15 protein-coding genes are annotated in these 16,641 nt (G+C 71.8%); 4 read left to right on the top strand and 11 right to left on the bottom strand.

The genetic code is table 11. From position 1 onward, the window contains the following. Positions 1 to 64 precede the first annotated feature (64 nt). From fxsA to ACIRQH_RS20965, 4 genes are all read right to left on the bottom strand, one after another. On the bottom strand, positions 65 to 634 hold the full coding sequence (gene fxsA / locus ACIRQH_RS20980) for an FxsA family membrane protein (RefSeq protein ID WP_358820021.1): 570 nt from the start codon (positions 632 to 634) through the stop codon (positions 65 to 67). A gap of 78 nt (positions 635 to 712) precedes the next feature. Then, positions 713 to 1,504, bottom strand: a complete 792-nt coding sequence (locus ACIRQH_RS20975) for a polyprenol monophosphomannose synthase (RefSeq protein WP_355866308.1) — start codon at positions 1,502 to 1,504, stop codon at positions 713 to 715. A gap of 536 nt (positions 1,505 to 2,040) precedes the next feature. Beyond that, a complete protein-coding gene (locus ACIRQH_RS20970) occupies positions 2,041 to 3,657 on the bottom strand; it encodes an amidohydrolase (RefSeq protein WP_404226779.1) in 1,617 nt (538 codons plus the stop codon). Between the two features lie 309 nt (positions 3,658 to 3,966). Next, entirely contained in the window at positions 3,967 to 4,407 is a 441-nt protein-coding gene (locus tag ACIRQH_RS20965; protein ID WP_358820019.1) for an Lrp/AsnC family transcriptional regulator, read from the bottom strand. 265 nt (positions 4,408 to 4,672) lie between these two features. Here ACIRQH_RS20965 and ACIRQH_RS20960 point away from each other — a divergent pair, with 265 nt between their 5' ends. Beyond that, positions 4,673 to 5,110, top strand: a complete 438-nt coding sequence (locus ACIRQH_RS20960; RefSeq protein ID WP_358820018.1) for a hypothetical protein — start codon at positions 4,673 to 4,675, stop codon at positions 5,108 to 5,110. Between the two features lie 13 nt (positions 5,111 to 5,123). Here the strand turns inward: ACIRQH_RS20960 and ACIRQH_RS20955 are convergent, their stop codons facing one another. Together ACIRQH_RS20955 and ACIRQH_RS20950 are read right to left on the bottom strand one after the other, a co-directional pair. Next, on the bottom strand, positions 5,124 to 6,242 hold the full coding sequence (locus ACIRQH_RS20955; protein ID WP_388876307.1) for a phosphotransferase family protein: 1,119 nt from the start codon (positions 6,240 to 6,242) through the stop codon (positions 5,124 to 5,126). 13 nt (positions 6,243 to 6,255) lie between these two features. Beyond that, positions 6,256 to 7,368, bottom strand: a complete 1,113-nt coding sequence (locus tag ACIRQH_RS20950) for a hypothetical protein (protein ID WP_388876310.1) — start codon at positions 7,366 to 7,368, stop codon at positions 6,256 to 6,258. Between the two features lie 328 nt (positions 7,369 to 7,696). Between ACIRQH_RS20950 and ACIRQH_RS20945 the strand changes: the two genes are divergently transcribed. Next, positions 7,697 to 8,026 (top strand): hypothetical protein, encoded by a 330-nt coding sequence (locus tag ACIRQH_RS20945; protein WP_388876313.1) that lies wholly within the window; start codon positions 7,697 to 7,699, stop codon positions 8,024 to 8,026. Positions 8,027 to 8,376: 350 nt separating this feature from the next. Next, positions 8,377 to 9,687: a glycoside hydrolase family 18 protein gene (locus tag ACIRQH_RS20940; protein WP_388876316.1), complete on the top strand. Its 1,311-nt coding sequence runs from the start codon at positions 8,377 to 8,379 to the stop codon at positions 9,685 to 9,687. Between the two features lie 83 nt (positions 9,688 to 9,770). On the opposite strand, the gene ACIRQH_RS20935 is transcribed toward ACIRQH_RS20940, so the two are convergent. Then, the gene (locus ACIRQH_RS20935) at positions 9,771 to 10,430 is read right to left on the bottom strand and encodes a TetR/AcrR family transcriptional regulator (protein ID WP_388876319.1); all 660 of its coding nucleotides are present in this window, start codon (positions 10,428 to 10,430) and stop codon (positions 9,771 to 9,773) included. A gap of 163 nt (positions 10,431 to 10,593) precedes the next feature. Then, the gene (locus tag ACIRQH_RS20930; RefSeq protein ID WP_358820014.1) at positions 10,594 to 10,740 is read right to left on the bottom strand and encodes an SCO1431 family membrane protein; all 147 of its coding nucleotides are present in this window, start codon (positions 10,738 to 10,740) and stop codon (positions 10,594 to 10,596) included. A gap of 212 nt (positions 10,741 to 10,952) precedes the next feature. Here ACIRQH_RS20930 and ACIRQH_RS20925 point away from each other — a divergent pair, with 212 nt between their 5' ends. Then, positions 10,953 to 12,431: a M1 family metallopeptidase gene (locus tag ACIRQH_RS20925; protein WP_388876322.1), complete on the top strand. Its 1,479-nt coding sequence runs from the start codon at positions 10,953 to 10,955 to the stop codon at positions 12,429 to 12,431. A gap of 40 nt (positions 12,432 to 12,471) precedes the next feature. On the opposite strand, the gene ACIRQH_RS20920 is transcribed toward ACIRQH_RS20925, so the two are convergent. From ACIRQH_RS20920 to ACIRQH_RS20910, 3 genes are all read right to left on the bottom strand, one after another. Beyond that, on the bottom strand, positions 12,472 to 13,827 hold the full coding sequence (locus ACIRQH_RS20920; RefSeq protein ID WP_358820012.1) for a peptidase C39 family protein: 1,356 nt from the start codon (positions 13,825 to 13,827) through the stop codon (positions 12,472 to 12,474). 187 nt (positions 13,828 to 14,014) lie between these two features. Continuing rightward, positions 14,015 to 15,556, bottom strand: a complete 1,542-nt coding sequence (locus ACIRQH_RS20915; protein ID WP_388876325.1) for an amino acid permease — start codon at positions 15,554 to 15,556, stop codon at positions 14,015 to 14,017. Positions 15,557 to 15,625: 69 nt separating this feature from the next. Continuing rightward, positions 15,626 to 16,585 (bottom strand): hypothetical protein, encoded by a 960-nt coding sequence (locus ACIRQH_RS20910; protein ID WP_358820010.1) that lies wholly within the window; start codon positions 16,583 to 16,585, stop codon positions 15,626 to 15,628. Positions 16,586 to 16,641 lie beyond the last annotated feature (56 nt).

Here is a 16,641-nt window from a genome sequence, read left to right as displayed (position 1 = left end):
CGGGCCGGGGAGGCGCGCGCCACGGGCCGGGGAGCCGGCGGATCCCGGCGGTTCAGCGGCGGCGCTAGCGGTTCAGCGGCGGGTACTGCTCGCCGGGTTCGCGCGGCTCGTCGTGGTGGATGACCTCGCCCTGGACGACCTTGCCGTCGGGGCGGTGCATCCGGGCCTGCTGGAAGGCGCCGCCGACCGTGCCGGCCGAGGCCGCGCCCATCGTGCGGTCGAGGGCGCTCTGCGCGTACCTGCTGAGGAGCTTCTGGACCGGCGGGATCAGCAGGAGCAGGCCGAACGCGTCGGAGATCAGCCCCGGGATCATCAGGAGCAGGCCGCCGAGCATCATCATGCCGTTGCCCCCGCCGCCCTCGGTCGTGGGCGTGACGCCGCTCTGCTGCTGTTGCAGTGTCTGGCTGAGGTTCCTGAAGGCGCGGCGGCCGGCCCGCTTGATCACCACGGCTCCGAGCACGATCCCGCCCACCAGCAGCAGGAACACGAGGAAGCCGCTGGTGGCGCGAGCGACCATCACCAGCAGCCAGATCTCCAGCACCAGCCACACCGCGACGCCGAGCGGCAGGAACGTACGCAGCCGCGAGCGCCGCGGCCGTGCGGAGCGGGTGGGGGTCGGAGCGCCAGTCGTCATGCTCCCAGTGTGCCTGGGCCGGGCTCAGTACGGGATAAGCGGATGATCAATCCCCGCTGTGCGACCCGTTCGGAGCTCTCAGGGCTGCTTGCGGCCCGTGATCCGTCCGACGCGTTCCCCCACACCCCAGGTGGTGACGCGCCACAGCGCCTCCACGAGGATGTCGCGGCTCATCTTGGAATCGCCCAGCTCGCGCTCGACGAAGGTGATCGGGACCTCGACGACGTGATAGCCGGCCCTCACCGCGCGACGGGCGAGGTCGACCTGGAAGCAGTAGCCCTGGGACGCGACCTCGCCGAGGCCGAGGCCTTCGAGGGTCTCCCGGCGGAAGGCGCGGTAGCCGCCCGTGACGTCGCGGATCGGTACGTCGAGCAGGACGCGGGAGTAGAGGCTGCCGCCGCGCGAGATGAACTCGCGGGACTTCGGCCAGTTCACCACCCGGCCGCCCGGCACCCAGCGCGAACCGAGCACCAGGTCGGCGCCCTTGAGGGCGGTCAGCAGGCGCGGAAGTTCCTCGGGCTGGTGGGAGCCGTCGGCGTCCATCTCGATGAGCACGCCGTAACCGTGCTCGATGCCCCACCGGAAGCCGGCGAGGTAGGCGGCGCCGAGGCCCTCCTTGCCCTTGCGGTGCAGCACCTGGACGTTCTCGTCACCGGCGGCGACCTCGTCGGCCAGCTTGCCGGTGCCGTCGGGGCTGTTGTCGTCCGCCACCAGCACGTGCGCCTCCGGCACGGCCGCTCGCACCCGGCTGACGATCTTCTTGATGTTCTCCGCCTCGTTGTAGGTCGGAATGATCACCAAGGCCGTGCCGAGCGGGCCGAACCGCCTCCCCTGGGCTTCCGCCGCGAGGGTCCCGTCGCCGTCGTTCACTGCTGCCCCTTCGTCCGTACGCAGGGGACCACCATAATGCGCCCGGCCTGCACTGCTGTGACGCAGCGTTCGTCCGGGGGTGTCGAATACGGGTGAGCCGGAGGGGAGGGGTCGCGCGGACGTGCCGTCGCGTCTGCGGATCGGGGCCCGGCGCCCTTCGGGCCGACCAGGGACCCGCTGGCTGCGGGTCGACCGAAAGCCGTTGTCTACTGAACGTCCGGGCCCCACCCGGGTCGCACCTGCCGACTTGTCGGAACGTTCCCCCGCCTCGCTGCGCGGGCGCTGGGCCTGGCTGCCAGTGGCCGTGCGCCGGTGCGGCGCACCACCCCTGACCCAGCGGCACTGCGAGGCAGCGCGGAAGCTCCCCGGTCGGACGTCCGGTGGTGGACGCGGCCGAACCTACCGGCCCGCTGCGGCCGGCTGTCAACCGTCCTGTGAGCTGCGCGTTCTCCGTCCCGCCCCTGGCCGGTGCGGAGGATGCGCAGGTCGCGCGACGGGGTGGCGGGCGGTGATCGCGACCGCGGGACCCCGGGACATCACTCGTTAGGCCGTACGAATACCGTCCGTCCGCCGACCACGGTGCGCAGACAGACGGGCAGGTCGTTCCCGGGGGTCAGATCGGGCAGTCCCGGGGTGCCCGAACGCGGGTCGGTGGACCAGCGCGCGACCCGGTCGTCGGGGGCCTGCACGACCAGCTCGGCGGTGCGCCACACGGCGTAGTCGGCGGGCGCGCCGGGCACCAGCACACCGCCGTCGTCCCGTCCGACGGCCCGCCAGCCACCCCGGGTGTGAGCCGTGAAGGCGGCGCGGACCGACACCCGGTGCTCGGGGGTGCGGTGGAAGGCCGCGGCGCGGACGGTGCCCCAGGGGTCGAGCGGGGTGACCGGGCTGTCGGAGCCGAAGGCCAACGGTACGCCGGTGCGCAGCAGGGCGGCGAACGGGTTGAGCGTCCGGGCGCGTTCGGTGCCCAGTCGCTGGGCGTACATGCCGTCCTCGCCGCCCCAGAGCGCGTCGAAGGCGGGCTGCACGGAGGCGGTGAGGCCCAGTTCGGCGAAGCCCGCGACGGTCTCCGGGGTGAGCATCTCGGCGTGTTCGACGCGGTGCCGGGCGGCGCGGACGCGGGCCTGGCCGACCTTCTCCGCGGCGGCGCGGACGCCGTCGACCACGGAGGCCACCGCGGCGTCCCCGATGGCGTGGAAGCCCGCCTGGAGGCCCGCCTCGGTGCAGGCCACGACGTGCGCGGCGACGGCGTCCGTGTCGAGGTGGGCGACGCCGGTGTGGTCCGCGTCGAGGTAGGGCCGGTGCAGACAGGCGGTGTGCGATCCGAGGGAGCCGTCGACGAAGAGGTCGCCGGCCGCGCCGAGGGCGCCGAGGGCGCGCACCTTGTCGACGTCGCGCTCGGCCCAGTAGCCGACGACACGCGGGCCGAGTTCCTCGGCGGCGAGCCGCAGCAGGCCGGTGAAGTCGTCCTCGGAGGAGATCTCGGGGCCGCCGCACTCGTGCACGGAACCGATGCCGAGCGAGGCGGCGTGGGCGAGGGCTGCCCGCTGGGCCTCGGTGCGCTGGGCCCCGCCGACCGCGCCGAGGGCCGCGGCACGCACCCCGTGGTGGGCGTCTCCGGTCAGCGGGCCGTCCGGCACGTATCCGGTGCGCGCGGTGACGCCGGGGACCAGGTCCAGGAGCGCGGTGGTGGCGACGGCGGAGTGCACGTCGATACGGGAGAGGTAGAGCGGGCGTCCGCCGGCGGCCTCGTCGAGTTCGGTGCGGGTCGGGGGCCTGCCACCGGGCCAGCGGGCGGTGTCCCAGCCGTGGCCGAGCAGCACCCGGTCGGCGGGGCGCGCGGCGGCGAAGTCGCGGACGAGGGCCAGCGCGGCGTCCAGGGAGGGCGCGTCGGACAGGTCGAGGCCGGTGAGCGCGAAGCCGGTGGCGGTGGTGTGCACGTGGGCGTCGGTGAACGCCGGGGTCACCAGGGCGCCTTCCAGGTCCACGACCTCGTCGACCCCGGCGGCGAAGGCGTCGGCGGCTCCCTCCGAGCCGACCCAGGCGACTTGGCCGCGCTCGACGACCATGGCGGTGGCGAAGGGGTCTGCGGGGCTGTGGACTTCTCCACCGCGCAGCAGCACGGTGACCGACGGGGCGGTGCTCTCACTCATGGGACCAGTCTCCCGCCTCCCCGACACCGACCGTCGCCCGGGTGCCCGACCGCACGCCGTCCGGCCCCGTCATGGCGTCCGGGCGCCGCGGTGGCGTCACGTGCCGCCGTGCCGCCGGCGGGGCCCACTGGCGGCCCCGGAGCGGCTCGGAGGCACCCTGGCGCTCCGCAACGCTCCCGCACGCGCACGCGCGCGCACAGGCGCGTACGAGCGCGCACGGGCGCAGGGCGCGGGCAGGCGCGGGGACATAAGGACAAGTGGGGCCGCGGTCGGCCGGATCCCGGGGCGGTCCCGGTCCGGCGTGAGCGGTCAGATGCGCGGGGGGCGCGATTCGTACGGGGTCGACAGGACGACCGTCGTGCGGGTCGACACGCCCGCGAGGCTGCGCAGTCGCGCCAGGAGTTCCTCGAGTTCGTGCGGGGTGGAGACGCGCACCTTGAGGATGTAGTTCTCGTCGCCCGCGACGCTGTGGCAGGCCTCGATCTCCGGTACGCCCGCGAGGCGTTCGGCGATGTCGTCGGGGGCACTCGGGTCGAACGGCTTCACCGAGATGAAGGCGGTCAGGGGCAGCCCGACGGACTCCGGGTCGACGACCGCGGCGTAGCCGCGGATGACGCCACGCTGCTCCAGCCGGCGCACCCGCTGGTGCACGGCGGACGTGGACAGGCCCGTGGCCTTGCCCAAGTCGGTGTAACTCATCCGCCCGTCTTCGACGAGCAGCTGCACGATCTGTCGGTCCAGCTCCTCCATGGCGCAAGAACCTACAGGGCCCGTGATCTCCGGGGTACTCAGCGGCGCAGGTCATAGCCGGTTTGTGATGTGGCTTAGAGTCACGTGTACGCCACCGGGCGGACAGATCCGCCGGGCCAGGCACCTGCGGGCGGCATGTGACGAACGCCACATAGCTGCAACCGGGTCCGTGATGTTCTCGTGATTACCGCAGAGACGGGGCGGGAAGTGCTTGCTGTGGTCGAGGTCGCAGCGCCTTGTCGGCCCACCCGAGGGGGAGAATCCCATGCAGAGTCTTAAGCGCCCTGGTCGTACCGCGCCCAAGCGGCAGCCCGCACTCGATTCCGAGCCGGAGGGTGTCGAACACGACGCCCTGGACGGCGACGAGTTCGACGCGTACGACACTTTCGAGATGTACCGGGTGATCTGCCCGGACTGCGCGCAGCCGATCGCGCTCCTGGCGGACGAGGAGATCCTGCCGGAGCACGCGCTGTGCGCCTCCCCGTGGAACCCGTTCGGGCTCACGGTCTGCTCGGGCACGGGCCGTTCGGCCGACGACGCGAGGCCGGCCGACGAGTCCGTGGAGCCCCAGGAGCAGGACGCCGCACTGCTGTTGACGCTCCCTCAGGGACTCGACTGGCGCACGCAGCCGTTCTCCCACGTGGGCGGACCGGCCTCGCGCCCGGTGCGTATCGTCCCTTTGATGCGGGACCAGGCCGCCTGAACGGCACGCTCGTTCACCGGGCGACGCCCGGCCCGTCCCAGTAGCTGCCCTGCACCATGGCCCGCAGGCTGTCGTGGTGCAGGATCAGCGTGTCCGGGTCACGGGGGACCGCCACCTCGCCGAAGTGCGCCTGGCGGTAGGCGATGCGCAACATGACGATCGCGTGCCGCAGCGCGGCGTAGAGCGTGTAGAAGTCCATGTCTCGGGGTGTGTGTCCGGTGAGCCGGGCGTAGCGGGCCTCGACGCGGTCGCGGCGCAGGAACGCGGGGAGCCCCGGCTGTCCGAAGCTCACGGTCAGATCCTGGAAGAAGCGGTGCAGGTAGACGGTCCAGCCGAGGTCCACCTCGCGCGGGGCGGGCGCCGCCATCTCCCAGTCCAGCACCGCGACGGGGTCGAACCCGTCGTAGACGACGTTCCCGATGCGCGCGTCGCCCCAGTTGAGCACCGCCTCGCCCTCGTCGCGCGGCCACAGCGTCTCGAGCCGGTCGAAGGCGCTCTCGATGAGCGGTGAGGGCGACAGTCCGTCGACCACCCAGGCGTAGTAGGCGCGTTGGGATGTCACATGGCGGCGCAGTGGGCTCCCATCGCCCGGCAGGTCCAGGAAGTCCGCTTCTCCCAGGGGGACTTGGTCGTGCAGTCGGGCGATCAACGCGACGGACGCCGCTTCCAGGTGTTCGCGTTCGGGCTCGCTCGCCGTGTGCAGCCAGTTGCCTTCGTACGTGTACGGCATGACGTCCGGAGGGACGCGCCCGGCGATCCGCTCCATCACGAAGAAGGGCACCCCGAGCGGGCCGGGGTCCTCCTCCAGCCAGCGCACCCGGGGGACCGGCAGGTCGCTGCGCTCTCCGACCAGGCGCATCGTGCGGTACTGCCGGGCCATGTCGTACACGGGGAACACGCTGTAGGCGGCGGGGTCCGCGGCGGCCCTCAACGCACAGGCCCTCAGCGGTGGTTCGGGGTGGTCGATGTCGAAGAGCAGCGTCTCGCTGGACATGCCGTTGGACTCGGGGATCCGCACGTCCACCGCTCTGGCGCCCGGGAGGCGGGCGTCGAGCCAGGTCGTCAGGCGCCGGGCGAGTTCGCCGGGGTCGCGGGTGGTCGTACGGGGGCGGGGTGCGGGTGCCGTGGCCATCTCGCCACTCCTCTCAGGGCGCGACCGAGTCGAACCCGGTGAAGCCGCTCGGGTCGTGGCGGCCGAACGAGCCGTGCTCGAAGATCCCGTGTCCGACCTGCCCGTCGAGGGTGAACCGGGCGGCGTGGTCGGTCACGCCGTAGCCGGCGAGGGGGTGGGCGGCCGGGTCGGCGAGGTCGTAGACGCGCCGGTCGGTCCACCCGCGGCCGCGCCAGGTGCCGTGCTGCCAGTCGTCGGCGGGCGGATACCCCGCTCCGACCGCGAGCGGTGACGAGCAGAGCACCTCGACGCCCAGCTCCAGCGGTTGGCGGTCCTGCGGGTGGGTGAGGTGCAGGACGGCGGAGGTGGGCCGGCGGGTGCCGGAGCGGTAGGTGATGTCGGCGTGGGGCCAGCCGAGTTGGAGGTCCCGGTGGCCCTCGCGCACCAGGGTCGCGTCGCTCAGCGCCCGGTACCCGTCGGCATCCTCCTGGACGACGACCATCAGGAAGCGGTCCTCGAACCGCACCGGGCACCAGATCCAGTGGAACCCCTCGGCCGGGCTCTCGGCGGCGAGGCGGCCACCCTCCTCGCCCGGGATCGGGCGCACCCCCCAGCTGCGGTCCCGGGTGCCGGTCCACTCCCCCGCGCCGACCGGGATCTCGTCGCCTTCGACCCGGATGACGCCCTCGACACCGCCGGCCTGGACGAAGCGGCGGCCCTCCAGGGTGAGCCGGCCGCCCCGGCGCTGGACGTGGTGCGGCTCCCAGAGGGCGGGGAAGTCGGCGGTCCAGGTGAGGTCGTACGCGAGGGAGTCGTCGTCGGAGCGCAGCCGGAACCGGCGCAGCGGTTCCTCGACGGTGATCCGGAAGGGGCCGACGGCGAGGTCCATGCGGTCGTCGCCGAGCGCGTCCGAGGCACGGACGGCGTGCAGGCGGTCGCCGAGCCGCAGCGTGGCGTAGGCGTCGATCACCCCGACGTTCGGGTAGACGCCGAGGCCGAGGATCAGCAGGGCGCGGCCCCGGTGGTCCAGGACATGGAAGATGCAGCGGTCGTAGGCGTTCCGGTCGCCGCCGGCCACATGCTTCATGGACAGCGGGACCTGGTGCACGGGGTATTCGTCGAGGGGAACGGGGCGGTCGTCGGTCACGGCAGGTCTCCCTGGGCGCGCGGCAGTTGACGTCGCCCGGAGGGGTACGGCCCCCGGCGGCAGATATGACGGTACGTCAGATAACGGTGGCGGACCAGACGGTGCGTTCGCCCTTGGAGCCCCGCACGGGGTCCGTCGCGAACGCACACCCGAATCCGTGGGCGGGTGACCTGTCCGCCCGCCCCGGCGTTGCCCCGGTATGAACCCCACCTATGCCGCGCCCGGGCGTCGGCGCCGGATCCTCGTCCCGGTTCCGGCAGAATCGGTTCACCGTGCGCCGCCCCCGCCCGCGCCGCCGGTCCAGGATCCGCCCATCTACCGGGCGCTGATGCGCGCGTGGGCCGATCGCGGCCGCACGCTGCCGGGGCGCCACGACCCGGAGTGGGTGCGCCTGTCGGCGCCGTCGGCGATGTACGGGTACAGCACCTTCGGGGCGACCCGTGATCCGCGCGGCGAGCCGCGTTTCGTCCCGGTCCGCGATCCGCGGGGCGAGGGGCAGTTCAACGCGTCCCGGGATCCGCGCAACGAGTTCGGCGTGGCTCCCGACCGGCGCGGGGAGTTCGGCCCGGGGCCGGACCCGCAGGGCGAGTTCGGGGCGCACCGGGGCCCGCGCGGGGATCTCGGCGTGGGCCGGGACCCGCAGGGCGTCGCACCCTGACCGAGCCTCGGGGCCGCCGACCGCACATCGCCGGCATCACGCCCAGGGCCACGCGCACGTCGGAGCCGGCAGGCACGCTCGGCGCCACTCACAGCCCTCCCCGTCCACGCACCGGGGAGAACCCTGTTCGGGCACTGACGCCTCCAATCCGGAGCAACCGAGAGGGAGTTGACGGCCGTGAGCCGCGCTGTGGGGAATTGGTCCGAACCATTGACGCAGTGGTCTAGTCCTCCTAGGGTTCCCCCAACGCCTCACCGCGTTCATGCCAAGCGGCATGCGGCGGCCCCTCACGGCCGCCCACAGGTCCCGGCACGAACGCCTCACGCTCCCCTCCCCCACGAGGAGAACAGATGCTCCGACCGCACCTCCCCCGCGCCCTCTCCCCCGTCAGGCGCTCCGTCCGCGCCAGAAGCACATCGGTCCGTGCCCTCGTCTCCGCCGCGTGTTGCGCCGTCCTCGGTGCGGGACTGCTGGCCGGCGCCGGCACGGCAACGGCCGACGCGAGCGCGGCCGGCAAGACGACCACGAGCACCGTGCAGTCCGCGAGCGCCGCGGCAGCGGGCTCCAAGGTCGTCGGCTACTTCACCGAATGGGGCGTCTACGACCGGAACTACCACGTCAAGAACGTCGAGACGTCCGGTTCGGCCGCCAAGCTGACCCACATCAACTACGCGTTCGGCAACGTCTCCGGCGGCAAGTGCGCCATGGGCGACTCGTACGCGGCGACCGACAAGGCCTACACCGCCGACCAGTCCGTCGACGGCACCGCCGACACCTGGGACCAGCCGCTGCGCGGCAACTTCAACCAGCTGCGCGAGCTGAAGAAGAAGCACCCGAATCTCAAGGTCCTCTGGTCCTTCGGCGGCTGGACCTGGTCGGGCGGCTTCACCGAGGCCGCCAAGAACCCCGCCGCGTTCGCCCAGTCGTGCTACGACCTGGTCGAGAACTCCAAGTGGGCGGACGTCTTCGACGGCATCGACATCGACTGGGAGTACCCCAACTCCTGTGGTCTGTCCTGCGACACCAGCGGCAAGGCGGCGTTCAAGAACGTGATGGCCGCGCTGCGCGCGAAGTTCGGCAGCGGCAACCTGGTCACCGCGGCGATCACGGCCGACGCCACCACCGGCGGCAAGATCGACGCCACGGACTACGCGGGCGCGGCCCAGTACGTCGACTGGTACAACCCGATGACGTACGACTTCTTCGGCGCCTGGGACGCGACCGGTCCCACGGCCCCGCACTCGCCGCTGAACTCTTACACCGGCATCCCGAAGGCGAACTACTACACCTCGGCGACCATCGCGAAGCTCAAGGGCCTCGGCATCCCGGCCTCGAAGCTGCTGCTCGGCATCGGCTTCTACGGCCGCGGCTGGACCGGCGTCACCCAGGCGGCACCGGGCGGCACGGCGACCGGCCCGGCGGCGGGCACGTACGAGCAGGGCATCGACGACTACAAGGTGCTCAAGGCGAAGTGCCCGGCGACCGGCACGGTGGCGGGCACCGCGTACGCCAAGTGCGGTACCAACTGGTGGAGCTACGACACCCCGTCGACCATCGCGGGCAAGATGAGCTACAAGAACGCGCAGGGCCTGGGCGGCACCTTCTTCTGGGAGCTGAGCGGCGACACCTCGAACGGTGAGCTGATCAAGTCGATCAACTAGCCTTCGCGGCAAGCGAGTCGGGGCGGACGCCGGTCACGGTGTCCGCCCCTTGCGCGTCGGCCCTGACGGGCGTCGAGTGCCCGTCAGCCGTCCCGGCGGGCGTCCGGCGGCGCGACGTACGAGGGGTCGATCTCCTCGATCGCGCGCATCGTGCCGCCGAGCATCTTGACCAGCAGCTCGCGCATGACGTCGCGCGACACCGTCTGGTGGCCGATCCAGTCGAGGGTGGCCCCCTCGACACCGTGCAGCCAGCCGAGCAGGGCGATGCGGGGCAACGGCCCGATCCCGCCCCGGCCGTACGCGCCTTCGGCGATCGTCTCGACGATCACCTCGCGCACGCCCTCCCGGATCGCCTGCACCTCGACGTCGAACCCCACGCCGCCCGCGATGATGGTGCGGTAGGCGGCCTGGTTCTGCTCGGCGTAGCGGAGGTAGCCGTCGATGGTGCGGTGGACCCGCTCCACTGGGGGTAGTTCGAGACCGCCCGCGGCACGCGAGACGAGGTCCGCGACGGAGTCCTCGACGATGGCGAGGTAGTAGCCGCGCTTGGACTTGAAGTAGTAGTAGATCAACCCCTTGGCGACATGCGCCTGACGCGCGATGTCGTCCATGGAGAGTGCGTCGTAGGACGTGTCGGCGAACAATCTCCGCCCGATGGCGATGAGTTCGGCGCGACGCGCCAGTGAGCGGTCGGTGCCGCGCGCCCGTGGACGCTCGGCATCGCGCTGTTGACTATTATTCAATTCTGGCCCTGGTCTCCGACTGCCGACGGAACATCCGCAGTATGGCAGAAGCGTGGCGACCGTTCGCTCGCACGCGATCGACGGAGCGCCCGGCGGCCCGGACCGGCCGCGTCCGACGGCGCGGGCACGGATGCGCCCGGCATCGACGATCCCCGCCGTCGGCTCAGAACAGGCCGAGCTGCGTCACCAGCATCGCCACGACCACCACGAGGGTCCAGCCCAGCACGTGCTCGAGGATCTTCGGGCCGTCCTCCCGGGGGCCGCCGGTGCGGGCACGGAGACGGGAGGCGGTGGCGGAGCTCGTGGTCATGGCATCTCGCTGACGTAGTGGTGCGGTCGAATCGCCCGCCCCGCCGGCTCCCCACCGGCCCGACCACCTTGCCACCGGAGCCGGCCCCGGCGGTAGAGAGCTTGCTCACGCCGACGTTTCGACCAGCGTCGAATGCCTGGGAATGCCGCGACGGGGCGCGAAGGGTGTGGGTCTCGTCACACATCCCGGCTCAGCCAACCGAAAGGTCCTCGATGAGCACGTTCCGGACACGCCGCCGCCGCGCCCGCCTCGCCCTGGCCGTGGCGGTCGCCCTCACGGGTCCGGTCTCGCAGGCGGCCTCGGCCCCCTCGTCCCGTGCCGACGTCCCGTCCCCCGGCGCGGCGGGGCTCGGCGACCCGGTGTTCCCGCTCGACGGCAACGGCGGCTACGAGGTGAGCCGCTACACCCTCGACTTCGACTGGCAGGCTCCCGGCACGCCCTTCGAGGCGTCCACCACGATCAGGGCGACCGCCACCCAGGCGCTCTCCCGCTTCGACCTGGACTTCGCCGGCAACACCCTGCACACGGTGACCGTGAACGGCACCACGGCCGTCGCCGCGCGCGAGGGCGACGAGCTGGTCATCACCCCCCGCGCGCCCCTGCCCCGGGGCAAGGCCTTCACCGTCAAGGTCACCTACACCGCGGACCCGACACGGATACGCCACCGCGACGACGCGATCGAGGACTACGGGTGGATCCCGACGCCGGACGGCACGGTGCTCTACCCGCAGCCCGACGGCGCCAAGATGATCTTCCCGTCGAACGACCACCCGAGCCGCCGGGCTCCGGTCACCTTCCACATCACCACCCCGGCCGGGCTCACGGCCGTGGCGGGCGGCAGGCTCACCGACCGCACCGCACTGGCCGGCGGACGCGTGAAGTGGACGTACGACTCCGAACAACCCGTCGCCACCCAGCTCGTCCAGCTGGCGATCGGCCGGTTCACTTCCGTCGAGAGCACCGGTCCGCACGGCCTGCCGATCCGTGACGTCGTCCCGGACGACCTGGTCGCCCCGACCGCGGAGTACCGGGCGCTCACCGCCGAGCACCTCGCGTGGCTGGAGGAGCGGCTCGGCCCGTACCCGTTCGACCGGTACGGACTGCTCGTCGGCGACACCGATCTCGCGGTGGCGCTGGAGACGCAGACGCTGTCCCTGATCCCGAAGGCCGACCTGCTGGGCGACCGGGTGAGCGCCGAACGGAACCAGGTGCACGAACTCGCCCACCAGTGGACCGGCGACAGCGTCGGCATCCGGACCTGGTCCGACCTGTGGCTGAGCGAGGGCCACGCGCGGTTCTACGAGCGCCTGTACTCCGAGGAGCACGGCGGGGCGAGCTTCGAGGAGGCCATGCGGACGGCGTACGCGAGCCACGACCAGTGGCGGCACGACTACGGCGCCCCGGCCGAGCCGACCGAACCGAACCTCTTCAAGCGCATGCGCTACGACGGTTCGGCACTCGTGCTGTACGCGCTGCGCGAGAAAGTCGGCGACACCACGTTCCGGAAGATCGAACGGGCCTGGGTCACCACCTTCCGCGACCGCAGCGCGCGGACGCGGGACTACATCGACCTGGCCTCGAAGACGGCGGGCCAGGATCTCGACGGATTCCTGCACCCGTGGCTGTACGGCGCGAAGACCCCGCCGATGCCCAACCACCCGGACTGGACGGTCGATCCCGTCCAGGGCTGAGCCCGGGGGCGGCCCCACCGCGCGGGGGCCGCCCGTCGGCTCAGCGGATGCCCACCGCCGCGAGCGCCTTGACCTGGCGCGGGGAGGGATGGGCCGGGAAGTACAGGTAGCAGACACCGCCGGTCCCCGAGGAGACGCCGCCGGAGGCGTTGTGGCGCTTGGTCCGGAGCCAGATGTTCTCCCACTCGGAACGCTTGTAGACCCTGCGCACCGCGTCGTCGCCCGGAGACGCCGGGTCGTTGGCGATCACGTCGCCGTCGGCGGTGAACCCTATGACCGTCATGAGGTGACCCGAGGTGCCGTACCCCGCGCCCGTCAGCTCGGTCTTGAGGAACGACTGGGACGTTATGGCCGGGATGCCGGCGGCGATCAGCGTCTCCAGGTCGGTGAGCGAACCGAGCCGGGTCACCACACCCTGGAGGTCCTTGTACGTCGCCGCGTAGGCCGCGTTGAAGGGCCAGTTGCCGCATCCGTCGTACTGGTAGTCGAAGGTGGAGCGGGCCGCGAGGCACACCTGCGGGTCGGCGTACGCCGGGTCGACCCAGGAGAGTTGCTCCGCCGTGGGCTTCCGGCCCCAGTACTCGATGATCATCTGCGAGGAGGTCGGGCTGCACCAGGCCTCGCCGCCGTTGTCGTACTCGGGGTACTGGCCGGCGTGGATCTCCTGCGAGTACCGCGGGACCCGCAGTTCCTGCGAGAGCCCCGGGGTGGAGGCAGGGACGGTGAAGCGGTCCGGGATGTCGGAGCCCATCGCGCCGAGCCGCCACACGGTGGGCGTGAGCCGGGAGCCGGGGGTGCGGTAGAGGGTCAGGCGCAGCCGGTACGAGACGAGGCGCAGTCCGGAGGCCGCGTCGTCGATGGCGAACGTGTCCGTCCAGATGCTGCTGCGGCCGTCGCTCTGGTCGTCGACGGAGGTCCGCCGGATGTCCTGCTCGCCGGCGGCCCAGCGGCCCATCACGTACCAGGGGGTGGCCGTGCCGTCGGAGTACGTGCCGGTCAGCTCCACCTGCAGCCAGGTGCCGGCCGGGGTGTTCGCGTTCCAGGAGGCGATGACCTCCGTCGCGGGCACGCCGAGCCGGTGGACCGGGCTGGTCCAGGTCGCGTACTCCCAGGTGGCCGTCCTGCCGGTGTGCGGGTCGGTGTAGTCCGTGGTGCCGGCCCGGGCGACGATCACCAGACCGGGACGCACGCCCGGCACGGCACGCGTGCCCCGTGCGGCGCCGCTGCGCCAGTCGGTGTACGAGGTCCAGGCGCGGTTGTCCACGAGTCCGCCGTGGGCCCTGGCCGGGCGGTCCGGGACGGCGGCGGCCGCGGGGCCGGTGGCCCCCACCGCCGCCGCCGCGGCTACCGCGGCGGCGAGGACTGTTCTGCGGGACGGCTGTTCGGCTCTGCTCATGGGTGGTTGACCCCCAGGTGTCCGGAACGGGCGGGCCCAAGCTCGGTCGTGGGCCAACTATGGACGCCGGGGGCCGACTTCTGCCAGCACTTTCGGCCATGCCACGCCCACCAATATTGGTAAGGACCACTGGCATGACCTGCGGCACCCGGCCCCGGCGGATGCCGGAGCCGGGGCGCGGGCTCGATCAGACCAGGTCCATGGCGGCGACCTCGTCGGGGCGGCCGTAGCTCACGGGGCCCTGGAAGCGGCGGCGTGCGGTGGCGAACCACCACACCGTGGCCACGATCAGGACCGCGGCGAGGGCGATCGAGGCGTAGTTGAAGGTGTCGCCGGTGATGGGCGAGCCCTGCGGCAGCATGAAGAGCACGCTGCTGGCGAGGATCCAGATCACGGCCACCCAGCCGACCGGCCTGCTCCATCGGCCCAGGTTCCAGGGGCCGGGCTGGAACTCGTCCGCGAGCCGCAGCCGCAGGAAGATCGGCACGGCGTAGGCGAGGAAGAGGCCGACGACGTTGACGCTGACGATCGCGGTGAAGGCGGTGTGCGACCACCAGCCGGGCAGGACGAGCACCAGCGAGCAGCCGACGGCCAGCCACACGGCCTTGACGGGGGTACGGGTGCGGGGCGAGACGGAGTGCCACCAGCGGGAGCCCGGCATAGCCCCGTCCCGCGAGAAGGCGAAGATCTGGCGGGTGTTGCTGGTCAGGTTGGCCAGCCCGCAGAACAGCATGGACCCGATCACGATGAGCAGGATGACCTTAGCCATGCCCATGCCAAGTCCGTCGATGAGAATCTGGACGGGCGGCGCCGAGGAGGAGGCCACCTTGTCGTAGTCGTGAATGCTGTAGACGAGGGCGAGCATCAGGACGAGACCGGTGATCGCCGAATAGCCGATCGCGCGCGTGATCCCCTTGGGCGCGTTGACCGTCGCCCGCACCGTTTCCTCGGACATGTGGAAGCTGCCGTCGAAGCCCGTGAACGTCCAGCTGGTGACGAGCAGGCCGAGCATCCCGCCGTAAAGCCCGTTCGTGAAACCGGTGTTGTTCGCGAAATGCGTGACGAACGACGGCGACTGGTGGTCGTCGGGCATGACGACCAGCGTGCTCACGATCACGACGAGCCCGACCAGCAGCCACCAGACGGAGATCCGGTTGAGCAGGGCGACCAGTTGGACCGTGTAGGTATTGGCCAGACCCTGGAGCACGATGATCAGCCCCGTGATCAGGACGGTCTGCTGCGCGGTCGGCTCGTAGGTGTGCCACTGCAGGGCCACGAAGGCCTGGATGAAGGTGGCGGCCGCGTAGCCGGTCGCGGCGGTGCCGCCCACCTGACCCACGAAATTCAGCCAGCCCGTGTACCAGGACCATGCGCCCTTGTGCCGCTTGGCGAGCTTTCCGGCGGAGAAATAGAGGGCCCCACTCGTTGGATAGGCGGAGGCCACCTCGGCCATCGCCGCGCCGATGAAGAGGACCATCACGGAGACGCCGATCCAGCCGAACACGAGAATGCGGGGGCCGCCGGCGTTCATCCCGAATCCGAAGGACGAGAAAATACCCGAGACGATGTTGATGATCGTGAAGGAGATCGCGAAATTGTCGAACGCCTTGAATCGGCGGGTGAGTTTTCGCGGATATCCCATCGCGTGCAGTGTCGCGTCGTCGTCGAGCGTGGCGGAATCCTGTCCGGCACGGGCTCGCGCGTGGGGGGCCGATATCCGTTCTGACACAACTGACCTTTCTCTCGGGGGTTTCGTGAGGTCACTCGGGGTGTTCCGGACACCGGGCGGGGCGACCGGTCAGGGGGCTCCCGGTGCGGCCAGGCCGCAGGCGCGGCGGGCCCGGGAGAGCTGCTCCTCGGGTTCGCCGAACACGCTCCACGGCATGCGGCTGGCGTACGGCCCCATGGCCGTGAGGACCGCGCGCGCCTCGAACTCGCACTGCGCCATGAAGAGCGCGTGCGCCAGGTACGCCAGGTCGAGCACCGGCGTGAAGCGGTATCCGGACGCCTCCGGCAGCCAGTGCCGGTAGATCGCGAGCGCCGTCGAACGCCACTGCGGCTGCTCCCAGGTGCGGTCGACCAGCAGCTGCGAGGGGTCGTAGCTCTCCACCAGGGCGACCAGGGGCAGCAGCCGCAGCGGGGAGGTGGCGGGGGCGCGCTGGCTCAGGAAGGCGGCGACGTCCCAGGCCGCGTTCACGGAACCGCCGTACCGCGTGAAGAAGAAGGCCAGAAACCGGTGGTGCCCCTCACGGTGCCAGGGGTCGAGACGCAGGATGTGCGAGAAGAGCCGCCAGGGACCGGGCGGCTGGGTGAGCAGTCCGTGCGGCGCCGCGTCGCGCAGGTCGTGCAGCCGGGCCATGGACAGCCGGGCCACCCACGGCGTCGGATCGGCGCGGTCCATGACGGCGGCCCGGTCGCAGGCGGTCAGCGCTATCCGCTCCAGCGCCTCGGCCCGGTCGTCCTTCGCGTCGGCCGCGCGCAGCGCCCGCAGGACGGCCACGCGGGCCCACAGGAGCGCGGATTCGGGCGACGATCCCTCCTCGGCCAGCCAGCGCTCGGCGAGGTCGGAGTCGGCCGCCTCGGAAGCGAGGACCAGGGAGCGGTGGGCCCGGAGCGGGAAGTCCGCGCGGGTGTCCGTGAGAGCTTCGTGGGCGCTCAGAAAACGGCCGGCCCGGACATCCACGCAGACGCTCGCGAGTCTGCGGTCGTCGGCCGCCGGATGCCACACGTACTGCCCCTCGAATAACCCCGCGGCCATCTTCCCCTGTCCATCCCCGTGCGACGTCCCGCCGTTGCGCACCAGGCACCCTACTC

It is taken from the genome of Streptomyces sp. NPDC102279 (assembly GCF_044766365.1).
Classification (GTDB): domain Bacteria; phylum Actinomycetota; class Actinomycetes; order Streptomycetales; family Streptomycetaceae; genus Streptomyces.
This window is presented reverse-complemented; position numbering and strand designations above follow the sequence as displayed.